Annotated in this window: 17 protein-coding genes and 1 riboswitch; of the genes, 6 read left to right on the top strand and 11 right to left on the bottom strand. The window is 71.6% G+C overall.

Annotation, left to right across the window (positions count from 1 at the left end; genetic code table 11):
* Positions 1-135 precede the first annotated feature (135 nt).
* The gene (gene upp, locus OIE40_RS15370) at positions 136-777 is read left to right on the top strand and encodes a uracil phosphoribosyltransferase (RefSeq protein WP_264703684.1); all 642 of its coding nucleotides are present in this window, start codon (positions 136-138) and stop codon (positions 775-777) included.
* A gap of 29 nt (positions 778-806) precedes the next feature.
* Entirely contained in the window at positions 807-1,841 is a 1,035-nt protein-coding gene (locus tag OIE40_RS15365; protein ID WP_264703683.1) for a lactonase family protein, read from the top strand.
* A gap of 10 nt (positions 1,842-1,851) precedes the next feature.
* Here the strand turns inward: OIE40_RS15365 and OIE40_RS15360 are convergent, their stop codons facing one another.
* The gene (locus OIE40_RS15360) at positions 1,852-3,183 is read right to left on the bottom strand and encodes a hypothetical protein (RefSeq protein WP_264703682.1); all 1,332 of its coding nucleotides are present in this window, start codon (positions 3,181-3,183) and stop codon (positions 1,852-1,854) included.
* A gap of 85 nt (positions 3,184-3,268) precedes the next feature.
* Positions 3,269-3,365, top strand: a riboswitch (TPP riboswitch).
* On the opposite strand from OIE40_RS15360, the gene thiM reads away from it, so the two are divergent.
* The 3 genes from thiM to thiD all read left to right on the top strand — a co-directional run bounded on the left by thiM (position 3,358) and on the right by thiD (position 6,334).
* The gene (gene thiM, locus OIE40_RS15355; RefSeq protein ID WP_264703681.1) at positions 3,358-4,209 is read left to right on the top strand and encodes a hydroxyethylthiazole kinase; all 852 of its coding nucleotides are present in this window, start codon (positions 3,358-3,360) and stop codon (positions 4,207-4,209) included. (Overlaps the previous riboswitch by 8 nt.)
* The gene (gene thiE, locus OIE40_RS15350; protein ID WP_264703680.1) at positions 4,206-4,883 is read left to right on the top strand and encodes a thiamine phosphate synthase; all 678 of its coding nucleotides are present in this window, start codon (positions 4,206-4,208) and stop codon (positions 4,881-4,883) included. The genes thiM and thiE overlap by 4 nt, the downstream gene beginning before the upstream one ends.
* Positions 4,883-6,334, top strand: a complete 1,452-nt coding sequence (gene thiD, locus OIE40_RS15345; RefSeq protein ID WP_264703679.1) for a bifunctional hydroxymethylpyrimidine kinase/phosphomethylpyrimidine kinase — start codon at positions 4,883-4,885, stop codon at positions 6,332-6,334. The genes thiE and thiD overlap by 1 nt, the downstream gene beginning before the upstream one ends.
* Positions 6,335-6,353: 19 nt before the next feature.
* On the opposite strand, the gene OIE40_RS15340 is transcribed toward thiD, so the two are convergent.
* The 6 genes from OIE40_RS15340 to OIE40_RS15315 form a co-directional block, all read right to left on the bottom strand.
* Complete coding sequence (locus OIE40_RS15340; protein ID WP_264703678.1) at positions 6,354-7,583, bottom strand: ATP-grasp domain-containing protein; 1,230 nt, start codon at positions 7,581-7,583, stop codon at positions 6,354-6,356.
* Positions 7,584-7,601: 18 nt separating this feature from the next.
* Entirely contained in the window at positions 7,602-8,348 is a 747-nt protein-coding gene (locus OIE40_RS15335) for an esterase family protein (protein ID WP_264703677.1), read from the bottom strand.
* A complete protein-coding gene (locus tag OIE40_RS15330) occupies positions 8,348-9,430 on the bottom strand; it encodes an alpha/beta hydrolase (protein WP_264703676.1) in 1,083 nt (360 codons plus the stop codon). The genes OIE40_RS15335 and OIE40_RS15330 overlap by 1 nt, the downstream gene beginning before the upstream one ends.
* A gap of 19 nt (positions 9,431-9,449) precedes the next feature.
* On the bottom strand, positions 9,450-10,379 hold the full coding sequence (gene folP, locus OIE40_RS15325) for a dihydropteroate synthase (RefSeq protein ID WP_264703675.1): 930 nt from the start codon (positions 10,377-10,379) through the stop codon (positions 9,450-9,452).
* Position 10,380: 1 nt separating this feature from the next.
* Positions 10,381-11,778: a class II fumarate hydratase gene (gene fumC, locus OIE40_RS15320; protein ID WP_264703674.1), complete on the bottom strand. Its 1,398-nt coding sequence runs from the start codon at positions 11,776-11,778 to the stop codon at positions 10,381-10,383.
* Between the two features lie 109 nt (positions 11,779-11,887).
* The gene (locus OIE40_RS15315) at positions 11,888-12,217 is read right to left on the bottom strand and encodes a TfoX/Sxy family protein (RefSeq protein WP_264703673.1); all 330 of its coding nucleotides are present in this window, start codon (positions 12,215-12,217) and stop codon (positions 11,888-11,890) included.
* A 275-nt stretch (positions 12,218-12,492) separates the two neighbouring features.
* Here OIE40_RS15315 and OIE40_RS15310 point away from each other — a divergent pair, with 275 nt between their 5' ends.
* Positions 12,493-13,488, top strand: a complete 996-nt coding sequence (locus OIE40_RS15310; RefSeq protein WP_264703672.1) for a cation diffusion facilitator family transporter — start codon at positions 12,493-12,495, stop codon at positions 13,486-13,488.
* Here OIE40_RS15310 and OIE40_RS15305 read toward each other — a convergent pair.
* The 4 genes from OIE40_RS15305 to hemE are packed head-to-tail and all read right to left on the bottom strand — an operon-like array spanning position 13,457 to position 17,778.
* Complete coding sequence (locus tag OIE40_RS15305; RefSeq protein WP_264703670.1) at positions 13,457-14,635, bottom strand: ferrochelatase; 1,179 nt, start codon at positions 14,633-14,635, stop codon at positions 13,457-13,459. The two genes, OIE40_RS15310 and OIE40_RS15305, sit on opposite strands and share 32 nt — an antisense overlap.
* Positions 14,632-15,303, bottom strand: coding sequence for a hydrogen peroxide-dependent heme synthase (gene hemQ / locus OIE40_RS15300; RefSeq protein WP_264703668.1), 672 nt, complete (start codon positions 15,301-15,303; stop codon positions 14,632-14,634). The genes OIE40_RS15305 and hemQ overlap by 4 nt, the downstream gene beginning before the upstream one ends.
* A complete protein-coding gene (locus OIE40_RS15295) occupies positions 15,300-16,658 on the bottom strand; it encodes a protoporphyrinogen/coproporphyrinogen oxidase (RefSeq protein ID WP_264703665.1) in 1,359 nt (452 codons plus the stop codon). Before OIE40_RS15295 ends, hemQ begins: the two co-directional genes overlap by 4 nt.
* 13 nt (positions 16,659-16,671) lie before the next feature.
* On the bottom strand, positions 16,672-17,778 hold the full coding sequence (gene hemE / locus OIE40_RS15290) for a uroporphyrinogen decarboxylase (RefSeq protein WP_264703664.1): 1,107 nt from the start codon (positions 17,776-17,778) through the stop codon (positions 16,672-16,674).
* Between the last annotated feature and the right edge of the window lie 87 nt (positions 17,779-17,865).

Raw genomic sequence — 17,865 nt, 5'->3', positions numbered from 1 at the left:
CGCCGATTGCCGTACTCGACATCGGCGAAAGAAGGCTGCTCGCTGTCCATACCCCAACAATTTCGCGTCCCAACAGCCGAAGCCAGCCACCGAACCGCACACCACAAAGATCAGCGCATCCCTAAGGTTCGTAACGTGGAACTGCGCGCGCTCGACCATCCGCTGGTGTCGCACAAGGTCACGCTGCTGCGCGACGTCAACACCGGGTCACCGGTGTTCCGGCAGCTGGTCGAAGAACTCGTCACCCTGCTCGCCTACGAGGCCACCCGCGAGGTGCGGGTCGAGCCCTGCGAGGTCACCACCCCGGTGACCAGCACGATCGGCGTCACGCTGTCCCAGCCGCGTCCGCTGGTGGTTCCGATCCTGCGCGCCGGGCTCGGCATGCTCGAAGGGATGATGCGGCTGATGCCCACCGCCGAGGTCGGCTTCGTCGGCATGGTCCGTGACGAGACCACCCTGGAACCGTTCACCTACGCCGAACGACTGCCCCAGGACCTGTCCGGACGCCAGTGCTACGTGCTCGACCCGATGCTCGCCACCGGCGGCTCGCTCGGCGGCACGGTGAAGTTCCTGGTCGACCGCGGTGCCGACCACATCACCTGCATCTGCCTGCTGGCCGCCCCCGAAGGGATCGAGCGGATGCGTCGCCTGGTCGACCCGGTCGGTGTCCCCACCACCCTCGTGGTCGCCGCCGTCGACGAACGGCTCAACGAGCACGGCTACATCGTGCCCGGGCTCGGAGATGCCGGTGATCGGCTCTACGGGCTCGCCCAATAAACCAGGGATCGTCCCCGTAGGATGAGGACATGCCCGGCTCCTGGCTCGTCCTGGTCGCCAACTCAGGCGACGGCACCATCAGCTCGTTCAGGCTGCTCGACGGGCAACTGCACCGGTTGGGGGTCAACGGGGGCGTCCCGGGCTGTTCGACCTTCGTGGTGGACGCCGGGCGCGACCTGATCTACGCCTCGGTGAAGGGCGACGACCCGGGCATCACCACCCTCGCCCTGGACCGCGCCTCCGGACGGATGCACCCGCAGTCGCACCTGTCGTTGCCCGACGGTGCGATGAACTACCTGTCCCTGACCCGGGGCGCGACCGCACTGCTCGGCGCCTCCTACGGCGGCGGCTACGGCATCATCGCCCCCGTCGACAGCGACGGTGTCGTCGGCGAGGCCACCGGCCGGGTCGACTACCCCAACCTGCACTCGGTGCGGGCCAGCGGCGACGGGCGCTTCGCCTACTTCGTCTCGCTGGGCGCCGATCTGATCGCCCAGTGCGCCATCGGCGACGACCTCACCCTGCAGCCGCTCGGGCCGGCCACGGTCGCCGCACCCGAGGGCTCCGGGCCGCGGCACCTGGTGCTCAATGCCCCCGAGGACCACCTGTACGTGCTGACCGAGTTCTCCGGCGAGGTGCTGCGGTACCGCCGCGACCGCTACTACGGCACGCTCACCCCGGCCGGCTCGACCACGGCGTACGACCTCGAGAAGGGGCTCGGCCACAGCAGGTTCGGCGCCGACCCGCTGGAACACCACTACATCTGGGGCGCCGACCTGCACTTCAGCGGACCGGGCCAGCTGTGGTGTTCGGAGCGCACCGAGAGCACCCTCGGCGCCGTCCGCGTCGCACCGGACGGTTCCGTCCAGCCCCCGGAGAGCTTCGTCGTCACCGAGACCCAGCCGCGCGGCTTCGCCGTCTCGCCGGACGGCCGCTACTTGATCTGTGCCGGAGAGCGGTCGACCTCGGTGTCGCTGTACGCGATCCAGGGCGACCAGTTGCAGCTGCTGAGCCGGGCCGAGACCGGCAGCAAGGCCAATTGGGTGTGGTTCGTCCGCCGCTGAGCGGCGAGGGTCACACGAACCGGTACGGGTTCGTCTTGAGCAGGGCCATCAGGTACCACGACGTCGCGCCGACGTGCAGGTTGGGGAAGTAGCCGAAGCCGAACCCGGTGTCCAGCGGTGAGGACGCGGCCACCAGCCCTCCCGGATTCTCGGTGCCGCCGAACTTCTGGCCCCGCCCCAGGTTGTCCTGGGCTGCGGCGAGGCTCGCCAGCAGACTGGCGCTCCGGTCGGCGTCCCCGGCGGCGTTCCGCACCGACAGGGCCAGCGCCAGCTGGGCCGTCCCTTCGAGCCAGACGGCTGCGACGTCCGGCTTGGGGTTCCACTCCTGGCCGCCGATGTTGGTGGTGGGGTCGGCGAGCAGCGAGCCGCTGGCGAACACCACCCCGGACTGGCTGTAGTTGCCGGTCAGGGCCGAGTTGGCTCGCAACGGGGTGTCGGTGCTGGCCAGGTTGGTGCGTGCCCAGTCGAGAGCCCGGGCGTAGCGGGACTTGCGGGCCGCCAGCCACGACCAGGTCTGCACGTCGAGCGGCAGTTGCGCGGCAGCCTTGTTGATCGTCGAGCCGTCGTCCGAGCCGGTCCAGAAGAAGCCGTCGTCGGCGTTCCACACCCTCTCGACGAACGCCCAGGCGTGCGCCGCCCGGTTCTGCCAGGCCGCCTCGCGGGTGAGCCGGTAGAGCAGGGTGAAGAAGGCGTACACGTCGATGTTGTGCTCGCTGGACTTGTGGTCCTCCAAGCCGGCGGTCTCGCCGAAGGTGTAGCCCTTCAAGCCGGACGTCGAGCGTGCGTTGCGCTGGATCCACCTGCCGATCCGCAGCGCGCCCTCGCCGTAGCGTGCGTTGCCGGTGACGTTGGTGAGCTGGGCCAGGGCGATGCCCGCCCAGGACATGTCACCGACCGCCGTGCCGGTCAGCCCGAACTCCCAGCCGAAGTGGGCGGTGCCGTCGGGGTTGGTGAACGTGTTGGCGTGATACGCCTGCCGCAGCCGGAAGTCGGTGAAGGTCTCGTCGTTGCCCATCGCATAGAGCAGCCCGTCCCCGAGTTCTCGGGCGCGACGCCGGTCACCGGCGGCCAGCAACGCGATGATGGCGAGCGCGTTGTCGTAGACGAAGGCGATGTCGGTCAGGCCCGAATCGTCCTGGTAGCTCTGCACCAGGCGAGGGCCGGAACTGCGGTAGGCGTCCACGGCCCGCTGCAGGAAGCCGAGTGCGGCGGACGTCTGGCCGCGGCGCGACTGCGGTTGCGCGGCCTGGGCTGGCGCAGTTGCGGCGAGCTGCACGGGAATGGTCAGGCCTAGGGCAGCGACACCCCCGAGGGCGCTGCGACGGGTGAGCGGAAGCGACACGATTTCCTCCTTGAAAGCGCTTTCACAACAACGCCCAGTCTGCCTGTCAAGGCCTCACAAGGGCAAGGTTCTGTACTAGCGTGGGCAACAAGACACGGGGTGCCGGCAACCGGCCGGCTGAGATCACACCCGCAGAACCTGCTCTCGTTAGCACGAGCGAAGGGATGGTCCACGATGGCTTCCACCACGTCCGGCGCGCTCACTTCGGGCGCGGTGGCCGAGTCCAGCGCCGCATTGCTGACCCAACTGCGGCAAGCCAGTCCGCTGGTGCAGTGCCTGACCAACCACGTCGCGAGCGGTTTCACCGCCAACGTGCTGCTGGCGCTCGGCGCCGCCCCGGCCATGGTCGACGTTCCCGGCGAGGCCGGAGGGTTCGCGACCGTGGCGTCCGGGGTGCTGGTCAACCTGGGCACGCTCAGCGGTGAGCAGCCGACGGCGATGCGCGAGGCGGTCAGCGCCGCCGCCACGGCCAGGACGCCCTGGGTCCTCGACCCCGTCGCGGTCGGGTCGCTGCCGGTCCGGACCGCACTGGCGGCCGAGCTGGTCGCGCAGCGGCCCGCCGTCGTCCGCGGCAACGCCTCCGAGATCGTCGCCGTGGCGGGGTCGGGCGGCGGCGGACGTGGGGTCGATGCCGCCATCGGCGTGGACGCCGCCGCCCCGGCCGCGCAGGCGCTGGCCGGGATCACCGGGGGCGTGGTCGCGGTCAGCGGACCGGTCGACCTGATCACCGACGGGCGCCGCGTCGTCCGGGTCGGCAACGGCCACGAGCTGCTCACCCGGGTCACCGGCGCGGGCTGCGCGCTCGGTGCGGCGATGGCGGCCTTCGCCGGGCTCGGGCAGCATCCGCTGCTGGCCGCCACCGCGGCGTCCGTCGCGTACGGCGTCGCCGCCGAGGCCGCGGCGGCTCGCGGCACCGGTCCCGGATCGTTCGCCGTCGCGCTGCTGGACGCTCTCGACGCGCTGGACGGCGACGCCATCCGGGCCGGTGCCCGTATCGACGTGACCAACGGCGAGGTGACCCGATGAGGTTCGACCCGAGGTTGCTGGCCGTCTACCTGGTCACCGACCACGCCCAGTGCGCGGCGGCGGGACGCAGCGTCGCGGCCACGGTCGCGGCCGCGGTCGGTGCCGGGGTCCGGGCCGTGCAGGTGCGGGCCAAGGATTCGAGGGGCGCCGGTTTCCTCGACGAAGTCCTGGCCGTGGCGGACGCCGTGGCCGGCGTCCCCGGAGGGGAACAGGTCGCCCTGTTCGTCAACGACCGCGTCGACGTGGCGTTGGCGGCGCACGCCGCCGGCGTCCGTCTGGCCGGCGTGCACGTCGGGCAGGACGACCTGCCCGCGGCCGTGGTGCGCGGCCTGCTGTGGCCCGGGGCCCTGCTCGGGGTGAGCGTCTCCACCGCCGAGCAGACCCGCGCCGCCGAACCGCACGCCGACTACATCGGCATCGGACCGTTCCGTGACACCGCCACCAAGCCGGACGCCGCTGCGGCCCTGGCTGCTGGCGGAGTCGCCGCCCTCACCGTCGCCACGACGGTTCCGGCGGTCACCATCGGCGGCGTCGCGGTCGCCGACCTGCCCCTACTGCGCACCCTCGGCCTCGTCGGCGTGGCGGTGGTGTCCGGCATCTGCGCGGCGCCCGACGCGGCTGCCGCAGCGCGCGCGTACGTGTCCGGCTGGACGAGTGGAAGCGAGGCCGCCTGATGCGCGCCGTCCCGAACGTGCTGCCCATCGCCGGCACCGACCCGACCGGCGGTGCCGGGGTACAGGCCGACCTCAAAGCGATCAGCGCGACCGGCGGCTACGGCATGTCGGCGATCACTGCCCTGGTCGCCCAGAACACCCGCGGCGTGCGCTCGGTGCACTACCCGCCGGCCGCCTTCCTGCGCGCCCAACTGGACGCCGTCGCCGACGACGTCGCCATCGACGCGGTCAAGATCGGCATGCTCGGCACCGTCGAGATCATCCACGCCGTCGCCGACTGGCTCGCCGAGGTCCGGCCCCCGGTGGTGGTGCTCGACCCGGTGATGGTGGCCACCAGCGGCGACCGGCTGCTGGACGCGGACGCCGAAGCTGCGTTGGCCGAACTGGCGTCACGCGCCGACGTGCTCACCCCCAACGTGCCGGAACTGGCGGTGCTGGCCGGTGCCGCCCCGGCGTCCGACTTCGACGGGGTGCTGGAGCAGGCACGGCGGGTGGCGGCCCGGACGGGCGCCCTGATCGCCGCGAAGGGCGGTCATCTCCACGACGACGAGGTCCGCGACGCGCTGGTGGGCGCAGCTGGCGTGCTGACCCAGGTCACCCACCCGCGAGTAGCCACCACCAGCACCCACGGCACCGGCTGCTCGCTGTCCTCCGCCCTGGCCACCCGCTATGCGGTCGGCGGGGATTGGCCGCGGGCCCTGGCCGAGGCCACCGACTGGCTGGCCGCCGCCATCGGCGCCGCCCACGAGCTACAGGTGGGCGGCGGGCACGGGCCCGTACATCACTTCGGTCCGCTGTGGCGGCGGGCCGGCGGCGCACTCCCCGCTCGTCTGGTTGACGACTGGTGGCAGCGGGCAGCCGCTGTGCGACGAGCCACCCTCGCCGATCCGTTCGTCCGCGGCCTCGGGGACGGCAGCGTGCCGCTCGCCGCGTTCCGCTGGTACATCGCCCAGGATTCGCTCTACCTGGACACCTACGCCGAACTGCTGGACGCCGCGGCGCGACTCGCCACCGATCCGGTCGAGCGGGAGTTCTGGCGAAACTGCTCAACCTCGGCGATCGAAACCGAACGGGCGTTGCACGGACAGTGGCTGCCCGCCGGTGGGGACGCCGCCCAACCGGGACCAGCCACCACCGGGTACCTTGACCACCTGCGGGCCGCCGAAGCAACCGGCGACTACGCCGTGCTGAGCGCCGCCCTGCTGCCGTGCTTCTGGGTGTACGCGGAGGTGGGCGACCACCTGGCCGCGCTGAACCGGGCCGGGCACCCGTACGGGGAGTGGCTGGGCACCTACGGCGACGAGGCGTTCGCCGCGACCACCCGGCAGGCCGTGGCGATCACCGAGCGGGCCGCGCAGGCGTCCGGTCCGGTGGGTCGGGACGCCGCCGAGACGGCCTTCCTGCGTTCGTGCATCGACGAACTGGACTTCTTCGCCGCGCCACTGCGCTGAGCGGCGGGCGCCGGCGGCGTCAGCCCTGCTCGTCCGCCCAAGCCCTGGTGAGGCCACGGAAGTGGCCCAGGAAGTTGTCGTGCTCGTGCGGCGGGTAGGTGGCCCGGACCGTGTCGACCAGCAACCGGTCGAACTCGGCCGACCGCACCCACTCGAGCACCATGGCGTCCAGGTGGCCGAGGTGGTCGCGGCAGAACGTCCAGTACTTGTCGGTCTCGAAGTACTGGTCGGCGAGCTCCAGGTACTCCTCGATCTTCGCCTCGTAGCTGAGCGAGGGGTCGTCGGCGATCGCGAAGAACCGTTCGGTGTGCAGGTCGACGGTTCCCTTGCGACCGGTGACCAGGCAATACACGCTCCAGCGCACCAGCGCCTTGATCGCCCACGGGAAGTAGTAGTGCAGCGAGGTGAGCGCCACGTCGGGGCAGGCGTTGGCGTAGTCGATCGGGTACACCTCGTTGCCGGTGACCAGCATCTCGGCCGAGTTGAACTCCCAGGCGAAGAAGGCGTTGACGATCCGGCTGATCGCGGCGGTCTCGAAACCCGCCTGGGCGGACAGGAAGCCGTGGGACACGTGGTAGCGGTTGTGCATCGGCTGGTCGGGCCGGAAATCCATCACCATCGTCTCGGGACCGATAGACAGCGCCCGGGCGAACACCTCGTAGTCGACCGTGGCCTGCAGGTGCATCAGCATCTCACCGGACGCGTCGTAGGCCCGGCGCAGGTCGTCGGGGTTGTTGATCCGCGACACCCCTCGCCAGCCGCCACCGTCGAACGGCTTCATGTAGAGCGGGTAGCCGAGGTCGGCGGCGATCGCGTCGAGGTCGAAGGGCTGGTTGTAGGTGGCCGAGGTGTAGGCCCAGCGAACGTTGTCGACCGGGTTCTTGTACGGCACCAGCACGGTCCTGGGCACCTTGAGCCCGAGCCGCAGCATCGCGCAGTAGGCGCTGTGCTTCTCCATCGACTGGAAGGTGAAGGGGCTGTTCAGCAGGTAGGTGCCGTTGACCATCGCGGCCTTCTTCAGCCACTCCCGCGGGTGGTAGTACCAGTGTGCGAGTCGGTCGATCACCAGCGGCGTGTGCACCGGATCGGTCAGGTCGAAGGGTTCGATGGTCAGCCGTTCGGCACCGACGGTGTGGGTGACGCCGTCGACGGTGATGGGGCCGACCATGGCGAGAATCGTCTCGAACGCCCTCGGCCAGTCCTCCTCGGCGCCGAGCAGCAGGCCGATCTGATGGTGCTGGGTCGTCATGCGGACACGCTAGCGATTTCAGCAGAACCGCGGCAGATGGTGCGCGATCTGCTTGCGCCACCAGTCCCAGTCGTGCGACACGTCGTAGCCCCACAGGTCGAGCTCGTGCGGAATGCCCTTGCTGCCCAGCAGGTGCGCCATCCGCCGGGTGGACGGCAGGGCGCCGGTCGGGTGCGTCTCCCACGCCCCCTGCCCCGCGACCAGGACGGCGAACACCCTCGACCGCAGCCAGTCGAGGTGGCTGCCGTGCAGGTTCGGCACGTAGTCGGTGGGGTTGCTGAAGTAGGTGGCCTCGCCGCGTTCGCCCCACGCCCGCCAGGTCGAGGGGTCATAGTTGCCGGACAGGCAGATCGCCACCGGGAACAGGTCGGCCCGGGTGAGCGCGAACTGCAACGCGTGGTAGGCCCCGAGCGAGCAACCGGTCACGACGGCGTCCGTGGCGCCGGGGCTGTCGGTGCCGATGAAGCCGGCGACCTGGTTGGTGATCCAACTGCTGTAGGCCCCGTGCCTGCGGGCCCGGTCCTCGAGCGACAGCCAGCCGTCGGACCAGGTGTTGGCGTCGAACGAGTCGACGCAGTACAGCTTGATCCGACCCGCGTCGATGAGGGGGGCGACGGCGTCCACCATGCCGTTGTTCTCGTAGTCCCAGGCGCGGCCAGCCTCCGACGGGAACACCACCACCGGACGCCCCCAGTGTCCGTACCGGATCACGGTGCCCTGGCGGTCGAAGCCGGGAGCGTCGAGGTCGACGTGGTAGCGGTCCATCAGGTCCAGGCCTCCAGCAGTAGACGGGTGAGGTAAGGATCGAGCAGGTCGCGCCACGTCGTCCAGGTGTGACCGTCGGGAACCTCGCCCCAGCCCACCTCGCCGACCGACGCCGACAGGTGCGAGGCCAGCGCCCGGTTGTTGGCCAGGTTCTCCTCTTCGGAGCCGCACACGACCATCGTCGGCAGCGTCTCCGGCGCCGCGGCCGTGTACAGGGTGGAGGTGAAACCGGTCACCTGCGCCCAGTGCGAGTAACCGCGCTCCTGCGGATCGAAGGCGGGGGTGAAGAACGATCCCGACTGCAGGAACAACCCGGCGAAGGTCCCCGGGTGACGGCGCGCGGCGTGCAGGGCGGCGACGGCGCCGAGACTCTGCCCCATCACCACCGGCTTTCCGGCGGTGGGGTGCCGGGCCGTGACGGCGGGCAGGATCTCGGTGACCAGGGCGGTGCTGTAGCGGGCGTTCGCGGCGTACCGGTCGTCGCGATGGGGCCCCGGGTCGAGCAGCAGCAGCCGCATCGGCGGCAGCGCCCCGGTGGCGATCGAGGCTGCCACGAAGTCGGCCAGGCCGCCGTAGCGAGCCATCTGCGAGCCGTCGTGACAGACCAGCAACGGAAGCCGGGTCAGATCGGGCACCGTAGTCGGTGCCCGATCTGGCTCGACCTCGGCGGGCTGCCAGACGGCGCCGGAGACAAGGCCGTCGGCGGTGGCGAACTCGCACGGGGTGAGGGTCGCCGGCACCCGCGGGGCGTCCAGCCAGGCCGGCGGGGTGTAGCCGGGCAGCGGCAGCCACGAGTGCGCGCCGAACACGCCGTCGACCTGCAGCGGGTTGGTCGGGTCGACGACCATCGCCGTCTCGGCGGCGTCGCCGCTGCCGCGGGTGATCGTGAACAGATACTCGACCCGGTGTGCGCCGGGGTGCGGCACCTCCAATGACCAGCCGACGTCGGTGCGGCTGAACTCGCTGCCCTCGACCGGCACCTCGGACCACAACTGCACGCGGGTGACCGCGGGGCCGGGGTCGGGCAGCCGGAAGACGATCCGGTCCGCCTCGACAGTGGTCACGTCGCTGGTCACGAGCATTGCCCGAGGCTAGCGGGGTTCACTGCTCCTGCCGCACTCCGCGACGGTTCACGGACGCCGGCCGGTCGCCACGAATGGACGCCACCATGTCGACCACCCGCCTGGTGGCCCGGACGTCGTGGGCGCGGAAGCACACCGTCCCCAGCCAGGTGGCCACCGCGGTCGCGGCCAGGGTGCCCTCCAGCCTGTCCTCGACGGCGAGGTCGAGCGTCTCGCCGATGAAATCCTTGCGGGACAGTGCCTGCAGCACGGGAAAGCCCAGACCGGCGACCCGGTCGGTGGCGCGCAGCACCCGCAGCGAATGCCGCGTGGTCTTGCCGAAGTCGAGGGTGGGATCGACCAGGATCGACCCCGCCGGGATGCCGGCCGCCAGCGCCCGCTCGGCGCCGGCGCTGAGCGTGGCCAGCACGTCGCCGACCACGTCGTCCGGTTCGTCGCGGGGGGTGCCGTCCGGACCCGGCGGGCCGAAGCGGACGCCGTCGGGGTCGGTGCGCGGCGCCGCTCCCCCGGTGTGGCTCACCACGTAGCCGGCGCCGATACCGGCCGCGACGCCGAGCAGGTCGGGGTCGGCGCCCTGCCAGGTGTCGTTGACCAGGTCGAGGCGGGCCTCGGCACACGCCTCGGCGACCTCGGCGCGCCAGGTGTCGAGGCTCAGCAGCAGGTCGGGGTGCCGGTCACGGATCGCCAGCAGCAGCGGGCGCACCCGGTCGATCTCGGCCCCGGCGTCCACCCACTCGCCCTGCTGGCCCGCCCGGACGCCACCCACATCGACCAGATCGGCGCCGTCGGCGACCATCCGGTCCACGGCGTCCAGGGCCGCGGACACGGTGGCGTAGCGGGCACCGGAGTAGAACGAGTCGGGGGTGGCGTTGACGATCCCCATCACCGCCGGATCGGCGGCGGTGAAGGTGCGCCCGCGCAGCGTCAGCGCGGTCGGCTCGATCAGCAAGCTACGCCGAGGGGTGCGTCATGTCGGCCGGAACCACCCAGGCGTCGAACTCCTGGGCGGTCAGGTCACCGGAGGCCAGCGCGGCCTCACGCAGGGTGATGCCCTGCTTGTGCGCCTTCTTCGCCATCGCCGCGGCCTTGTCGTAGCCGATGTGCCGGTTCAGGGCCGTGACCACCATCAGGTTCGAGCTCAGGTTGGCATCGATCCTGGCCCGGTTGGGCTCGATGCCGACCGCGCAGTGCTCGCGGAAGGAGCGGCAACCGTCGGCCAGCAGCCGGATCGACTCCAGCACGGCGTGGGCCATCACCGGCTTGTACACGTTCAACTGGAAGTTGCCCTGGCTACCGGCGAAACCAACCGTGACGTCGTTGCCGAAGACCCTCGTGGCGACCATCGTCAGGGCCTCGCACTGGGTCGGGTTGACCTTGCCCGGCATGATCGACGAGCCTGGCTCGTTCTCGGGGATCAGCAGCTCGCCGATGCCGTTACGCGGCCCGGAGGCGTACCAGCGCACGTCGTTGGCGATCTTCATCAGGGCCCCGGCGAGCACCCGCAGCGACCCGCTCACCTCGACCAAGGAGTCGTGCGCCGACAGGGCCGCGAACAGGTTGTCTGCCTGCTTGAAGTCGAGACCGGTCTCGGTGCTGATCTTCTCCGCCGCGAGCGCGCCGAACCTGGGGTGCGCGTTGAGCCCCGTACCGACCGCGGTGCCGCCGATCGCCAGTCCGCGGGCCCGCGCGTCCGCCGCCTTGACGCCGTCCAGGGCGAAGTCGATCTGGGCGACCCAGCTGCCGATCACCTGGCCGAGCCGGATCGGGGTGGCGTCCTGCAGGTGGGTGCGGCCCACCATGATCACGTCGTCGTACTCGGATGCCTTCGCGGCGAGCACGTCGCGCAACTCGACCACCGGGGCGTACAGCCGCTCGTTCAGCTCGCACACCACCGCGATGTGCATGGCGGTGGGGAAGGTGTCGTTGGACGACTGGCCGCGGTTCACGTGGTCGTTGGGATGCACCGGCTTCTTCGAGCCCAGCTCGCCGCCGGCCAACTCGATCGCCCGGTTGCTGATCACCTCGTTGGAGTTCATGTTCGACTGGGTGCCGGAGCCCGTCTGGAACACGACCAGCGGAAAGTGGTCGTCGAGCGTGCCCGCGATCACCTCGTCGGCGGCGCGCACGATCAGGTCGGCGACGTCGGCCGGCAACTGGTCGAGTTCGGCGTTGGCCTGCGCCGCCGCCTTCTTCAGCACGCCCAGCGCCCGGATCATCGGACGCCCCCACACGAAGGTGTCGCGGCCGATGTCGAAGTTGCCCAGGCTGCGCTGCGTCTGGGCCCCCCAGTAGCGATCGGACTGCACCTCGATGGTGCCCATGCTGTCGGATTCGTTGCGCGTGCTCATGCCGCCGAGAATATGGCTCCCGCCGCCGCGCCGCAGCGGGTTGCGCACGCATCTCGCCAGAGGACCTGGCAGCGGCCACAGTGCGGACGCCGCGGCCACCCGCCAGCGGCTACTTGACCGGCAGCGTCCGGGCGAAGCGGACGCCGTGGGCCACGATCGGCGCCAGCGCCTCATCGGTGGCGACGTCGGGCGCCGCAACCTCCAGCCAGCCCTTCAGGGTGCGGCCCTGCATCACCATCGGCTCGGCGGCGGCCAGGTACGGCGCATCGGCGTCGGCGGGGTCGGTGCGCACCATCAGCGCTCCCCTGCTGGCCGCACAGACCGCCATGTTGCCGGCCACCAGGAAGGCGAGCCCGCCGAACATGCGCCGCTCGCTGATACCGGGTTCGTCGACCAGCAGGGCGCGGATGCGGCCGGCCAGGATCTCGTCGTACGCCATGGGCCCGAGTATGTCGTCAGCGGAAAGGGGCAGCGAAGACGGTCGGGCCGATCAAGGCCCAACCGTCTTCGCAAGCCAACCCGTTAACTGCGCCACCCCCCGATGCGCTTCACAACCCCCCTCGGGTCAGCACGAAGCATAGTGGCTCCTTGCGACGGGCCAGCCTGCGCACAATTGCGTAGGACGACACCAGAACGTCCTCGGGTGACGCTCGGCTCGGAACATCACCTGCAGCGACGTGTCCCGAGCGGCCCCGGGGCGGCAGGATGGCCCCCATGGCCGATTCGAAAGCGGGCACCGCCCCCCACGCCGGTGGGGACAGCATGCTCACCGTGCTGATCGCGTTCGGGGCGAACCTCTTGATCGCGGTGGCGAAGAGCATCGCCGCGTTCGTCACCGGCTCGGCGTCGATGGTGGCCGAGGCCGCCCACTCATGGGCCGACACGGGCAACGAGGTCTTCCTGCTGATCGCCGAGCGGCGCTCGGCCAGGCCCCGGGACGCCCAGCATCCGTTCGGGTACGGCCGAGAGGCCTACGTGTGGTCGATGTTCGCAGCCTTCGGACTGTTCACCGTCGGCGCCGTTGTGTCGATCGCGCACGGCGTCCAGCAGTTGACCGCCACCGAAAGCGACCACGAGAGCTACCTGATCGGCTACCTCGTGCTGGCGCTGGCCTTCGTGCTCGAGGGGGTGTCGTTCCTGCAGGCGTTGCGCCAGACCCGCGGCGAGGCCCGCCGCTTCGGCCTGCGCCCCTTGCGCTACATCGAACGCACCTCGAACCCGACCCTGCGCGCGGTGTTCGTCGAAGACGCCGCGGCGCTGATCGGACTCGCCATCGCGGCAGTCGGCATGGGCCTGCACCAGGCGACCGGCGACCCCATCTACGACGCGGTCGGGTCGATCCTGGTCGGCGTCCTGCTGGGTGTCATCGCGCTGTTCCTGATCCGCCGCAACCGGGAGTTCCTGATCGGCCAGGTGGTCCGCCCCGAGGTGCGCGACACCGTGCTGGCCACGCTGCTCACCTTCGACGAGATCGACGCTGTGACCTTCCTGCACATGGAGTTCGTCGGCTCGGACCGGGTGTTCCTGGTCGCCTCCGTCGACCTCAGCGGCGACCCCGCCGAGCACGACCTCGCCACCCGGCACCAGGCGATCGAGGATCGGCTCGAGCAGCACCCGATGGTCGAACGGGCGCTGCTCACCCTGCCGACGCCGGGCGCGAAACCACTCGTCCCGGCGACTACGGTGCGAGACCCGCGATGGCCGGCCTGAACCCGAGCCGCTTGTTGGCGCAGCAGCCGGGGCGGCACACGTCGAACCAGGGACCGATCGACGAGACCGCGGCCCGCTGAGCCGCCGGCCGTCCCTCGATCCGCTCGGCGACCAGGTCGGCCAGGGCATCCACGAAGGCGGGATGGACGCCGGGGGTCGGCGTCCGGCGCACCCACAGGCCGGCGTCGGTGGCGGTCTCGACCGCCTCGGTGTCGAGATCCCACATCACTTCCATGTGGTCGCTGACGAAGCCCACCGGCACCAGGATCACTCCGCGCCGGCCCGTCAGCGCAGCGATGGCGTCGTTGACGTCGGGCTCCAGCCACGGCTGGTGCGGCGGGCCCGAACGGGACTGGTACACCAACTGCCAGGCCACCTCGGGGGCGGCCGTGGCCATCACGTACTCGGCGACCGCCTCGTGCTGGCGTGGGTACATGCCGCCGCCGCCCGAGGTGGCGGCGTCCCCGGTGGGGATCGAATGGGTGCAGAACAGCACCTCGAGCTCGTCGGCCCCGATCCCGTCGGCAGCGGCGGCCGCGACGGCGTCCGTCACGCCCTCGATGAACGGCTGGACGAAGCCCGGATGGTTGAAGAACGGCCGGACCTTGTCGATCAGCACCCGGTCGGCCAGACCGGTGTCGGCCAGCGCGTCGGCCCAGTCCTCGCGGTACTGCCGGCACGACGAGTACGACGAGTAGGCGCTGGTCGGAATCGCGATCAGCGTGGTCAGCCCGCGCTGGAAGGCGTCGGCGACGGCGTCGTTGAGGTACGGCTTCCAGTTCCGGTTGCCCCACAGCACCGGCAGCGGCAGACCACGCTCGGCGAGCCTGTGCTCCAGGGCGGACCGCAGCTCTCGGTTGTGCCCGTTGATCGGCGAGACGCCGTCGAAGTGCCGGTAGTGGTGGGCCACCTCCTCGAGCCGCTCGTCGGGGATGCCGCGGCCGCGGGTCACGTTGCGCAGGAACGGAATCACGTCGTCCTGGCCCTCGGGGCCGCCGAAACCCGACAGCAGCACAGCGTCGTAGCGGGTCGGCACCTCGACATGCTCGGGGCCGGACGCCGCTCCCGGCGTCGCGCTCGGCACGGCCGCGCCGGGCGACAGGTGGACGCCTTCGGCCGGCGCCGGCTTGCTGCCCAGCGGGCTCATGACAGCACCTCCGCCACCTGGTCGGCCTCGATCCGGCGCCCGGTGAAGAACGGGACCTCCTCGCGCACGTGCAGCCGGGCCCTGGTGGCACGCAGCTCGCGCATCATGTCCACCAGGTCGGTGAGCTCGTCGGACTCCATCGGCAGCAACCACTCGTAGTCGTTGAGCGCGAACGCCGAGACCGTGTTGGCGATCACGCTGCGGAAGGCGGCACCCTTGCGGCCGTGCTCGGCGAGCATCGCCCGGCGCTCGTCGTCGGGCAGCACGTACCAGTCGTAGGAGCGGACGAACGGGTAGACGCACAGCCACTGGCGGGCCCGCTCGCCACGCAGGAAGCCCGGCACGTGCGCCTTGTTGAACTCGGCCGAGCGGTGCACGCCCATCGCCGACCAGGTCAACGCCAGCGGCGCCAACTCGGTTGAGCGCCGCAGCCGCCGCACCGCCGACTGCAGGCCCTCGGCGGTGTCCCCGTGCAGCCACAGCATCAGGTCGGCGTCGGCCCGCATCGCACTGACGTCGTACAGGCCGCGCACCGTCACGCCCTCGGCCTCGACGGCGGCGACGGCCTCGGCCAGCGACTCCGACGCCGCTCCCACGCCCTGCGCGGTCAGCGGATCCCGCCGCAGCACCGACCACACCGCGAACCCGGACGGGCCCTCTTCACTCATACCGAACTCCCTTGTCGTTGCGTGTTTCCACGTAGCCGTGCGATCTCCTCGCGGGCCTGGGAGACCACGGCCGCCAGGCCAACCCCGGCGATGCCGGCGCCGGCCAGCCCCAGCCCATCGGTGCGTTGCCCAGTCAACCATTGCCGCCCCGCCGCGAGCCCCGGGGTCCCAGGAGGCAGGATGTGCCAGGCGACGCGCTGCACCGCGGCCGGCTCGGGCAGGTCGCGGCCCAGCAGCACCGAGGCGTCCGACCTGACCAGCGCGGCCAGGTCGTCGGGCGCAAGTCCCGCGGTCGCGGGGGTCTGTCCCCGGCGTCCGTACGAGAGCCGGAGCACGTCGCGGCCCTGCGCCGCGGCACGCAGCCACGGCCACTTCGCACTCGAGTGGGTGAGCGCCTTGGCGCGCACCCCGGCGACCCCAGCGCCGACCAGGACGCCGGTGCCACGCGGCGCCTCGCCGGCCAGTCCGGGGGCGTCCAGCACCAGGGTGATCACCTCGATCCGGGACGCGGTGAGCCGGGTGGCCGGCGGCCCGCCGAGCAACGAAAGGGCGCGGTCGAGCGGCACGGCGAGCACGACCAGGTCGGCCGCCAGCGTCCGCTTCGTGGTAGTGACCCGCCACCCGCCCGGACGCCGCTCGAGCCCCGTCGCGGGCTCGCCGACGGCCACCTCGAGCGTCCCGGACGCCCGGGCCGAGTCGATCAGCAGGTCGGCGAGCCGGTGCATGCCGCCGGTGATGCCGTGCACGGCGCCGCCCTTGGGCGCCTGCGCCGCGGCCTCGGCGACCGCGTCGCGCAGCGGCGTCCCGGCGTCGATCCGGGCGGCCAGCGCCGGGGCCAGTTCGGCCAGCGTCACGTCGTCGGGCCAGGTGGAGTACACCCCGCCGACCAGCGGGCAGACCAGGTCGTCGAGCACCCGCTGCCCGTAGCCGGCCCGGACGACGTCGGCGAACGACGTCGCTGCGGACAGCGGACCGCGAGAGCCGTCCCCACTGTCCGGCTCACCCACCACCGCGCGGACGTCGGCGGCGCCGGGGTCGGCGGGCAGGCCGAACACCAGCCGTTTCGGGATCGGACGCGGACCGCCGGCGGTCTGCAGCCAGGCGCCGCCCGGGTCGGGGGTGGCGATCAGGTCGTCGGCACCGAGATCGGTGAGCAGGCGTTCCACCGTGCCGCCGCGCACCGAATAGCCCTCCGCGCCGACATCCACCGTCAACCCGTCGACCTGCGCCCGCCCGAGCAGCCCGCCGGGCCACTTCCAGGCGTCCAGCAGGGTCACGTCGCAGCCGGTCCGGACCAGTTCCCAGGCCGCCACCAGGCCGCCGGGGCCCGCGCCGACCACCACCGCGGTGCTCATCGCACCCTTCCTTTCACCGACTGTGCACGTGATCCACGATCCGGGTCAGCACCTCCGGATCGGTGTCCGGCGGGACGCCGTGACCAAGGTTGAAGACATGTCCGGGCGCCACCCCGCCGCGCAGCAGCACGTCGTCGACGGCGTCGCGCAGCACCGGCCACGGCGCACCCAGCAGCGCCGGGTCGAGGTTGCCCTGGACGGCGCGATCGTGGCCGATCCGCCGCTGCGCCTGGTCGAGCGGCGTGCGCCAGTCGACGCCGACGCAGTCGATGTCGAGGTCGAGCAGCGGGTACAACTCACCGGCGCCGACCGCGAAGTGCACCAGTGGCACGCGGCGGCCCTGCTCGTCGTGCAGGTCACGGACGCGGTCGAAGACGGCCCGCGAGGCCGGCGCGACGTGCGCGGCGTAGTCGGCCGGCGGCAACGATCCCGCCCATGAGTCGAACAGCTGCACGGCGGAGGCACCGGCCAGCACCTGGGCCCGCAGGAACTCCCCGGACAACTCGGCGCACCAGCCCAGCAACCGCCGCCACGCGTCGGGGTGCCGGTGCATCATCGCCCGCGCCGCCAGATGGTCCTTGCTGGGGCGGCCGGCCACCAGGTAGGCGGCCATGGTGAACGGTGCCCCGGCGAAACCGATCAGCGGATCCCGGCCGTGATGCAGCAGCCGCAGGGCTGCCACCGTCCGGCGTACGGCGTCCCTGATCGGCTCCAGCGCCTCGACCATCGCCTCGGCGGGATGCTCGCCGACCAGGGCGGTCACCGCCTCGGGGGTGTCGACCGCGGCCGGGAACACCGGACCCACGCCCGGTTCTATCTCGACCTGGACGCCCGCCAACTTCAGCGGAACCACGATGTCGGAGAACAGGATGGCGGCGTCGACCCCGTGGCGGCGGACCGGCTGCAGGGTGATCTCGGCGGCCAGTTCGGCGTCCAGGCACGCCTCGAGCATGCGCGTGCCGACCCTCAGTTCGCGGTATTCGGGCAGTGACCTCCCGGCCTGCCGCATGAACCACACCGGCGTCACCGGGGGACGCTCGCCGCGGTACGCGGCGACCAGCCACGACTCGGCGGTGGTGCCGTTGAGCGGGTGCGTCGCCGGCAGCGCGGAGGGGGTCACAGCTTCACCCTATGCGCACAGGCCCACCCGGCGCCGCCGGTTGCGACAACGCCGGATGGTCTGCGAAGCCGTTGATCGCGGTCTATG

Origin of the sequence: Micropruina sonneratiae (assembly GCF_025972045.1) — a bacterium.
GTDB lineage: Bacteria > Actinomycetota > Actinomycetes > Propionibacteriales > Propionibacteriaceae > Micropruina > Micropruina sonneratiae.
Note: the sequence above shows the minus strand (reverse complement) of the source record. Positions and strands in the feature narration are given on the sequence as shown.

Coding starts and splice junctions, on each gene's coding strand:
- OIE40_RS15305 (WP_264703670.1), bottom strand. CDS start 14,635: ATGAGCCCGCTGGGCAGCAAGCCGGCGCCGGCCGAAGGCGTCCACCTG.
- thiE (WP_264703680.1), top strand. CDS start 4,206: ATGAGGTTCGACCCGAGGTTGCTGGCCGTCTACCTGGTCACCGACCAC.
- thiD (WP_264703679.1), top strand. CDS start 4,883: ATGCGCGCCGTCCCGAACGTGCTGCCCATCGCCGGCACCGACCCGACC.
- fumC (WP_264703674.1), bottom strand. CDS start 11,778: ATGAGCACGCGCAACGAATCCGACAGCATGGGCACCATCGAGGTGCAG.
- thiM (WP_264703681.1), top strand. CDS start 3,358: ATGGCTTCCACCACGTCCGGCGCGCTCACTTCGGGCGCGGTGGCCGAG.
- OIE40_RS15340 (WP_264703678.1), bottom strand. CDS start 7,583: ATGACGACCCAGCACCATCAGATCGGCCTGCTGCTCGGCGCCGAGGAG.
- OIE40_RS15365 (WP_264703683.1), top strand. CDS start 807: ATGCCCGGCTCCTGGCTCGTCCTGGTCGCCAACTCAGGCGACGGCACC.
- OIE40_RS15310 (WP_264703672.1), top strand. CDS start 12,493: ATGGCCGATTCGAAAGCGGGCACCGCCCCCCACGCCGGTGGGGACAGC.
- hemQ (WP_264703668.1), bottom strand. CDS start 15,303: ATGAGTGAAGAGGGCCCGTCCGGGTTCGCGGTGTGGTCGGTGCTGCGG.
- OIE40_RS15295 (WP_264703665.1), bottom strand. CDS start 16,658: ATGAGCACCGCGGTGGTGGTCGGCGCGGGCCCCGGCGGCCTGGTGGCG.
- OIE40_RS15315 (WP_264703673.1), bottom strand. CDS start 12,217: ATGGCGTACGACGAGATCCTGGCCGGCCGCATCCGCGCCCTGCTGGTC.
- OIE40_RS15330 (WP_264703676.1), bottom strand. CDS start 9,430: ATGCTCGTGACCAGCGACGTGACCACTGTCGAGGCGGACCGGATCGTC.
- OIE40_RS15335 (WP_264703677.1), bottom strand. CDS start 8,348: ATGGACCGCTACCACGTCGACCTCGACGCTCCCGGCTTCGACCGCCAG.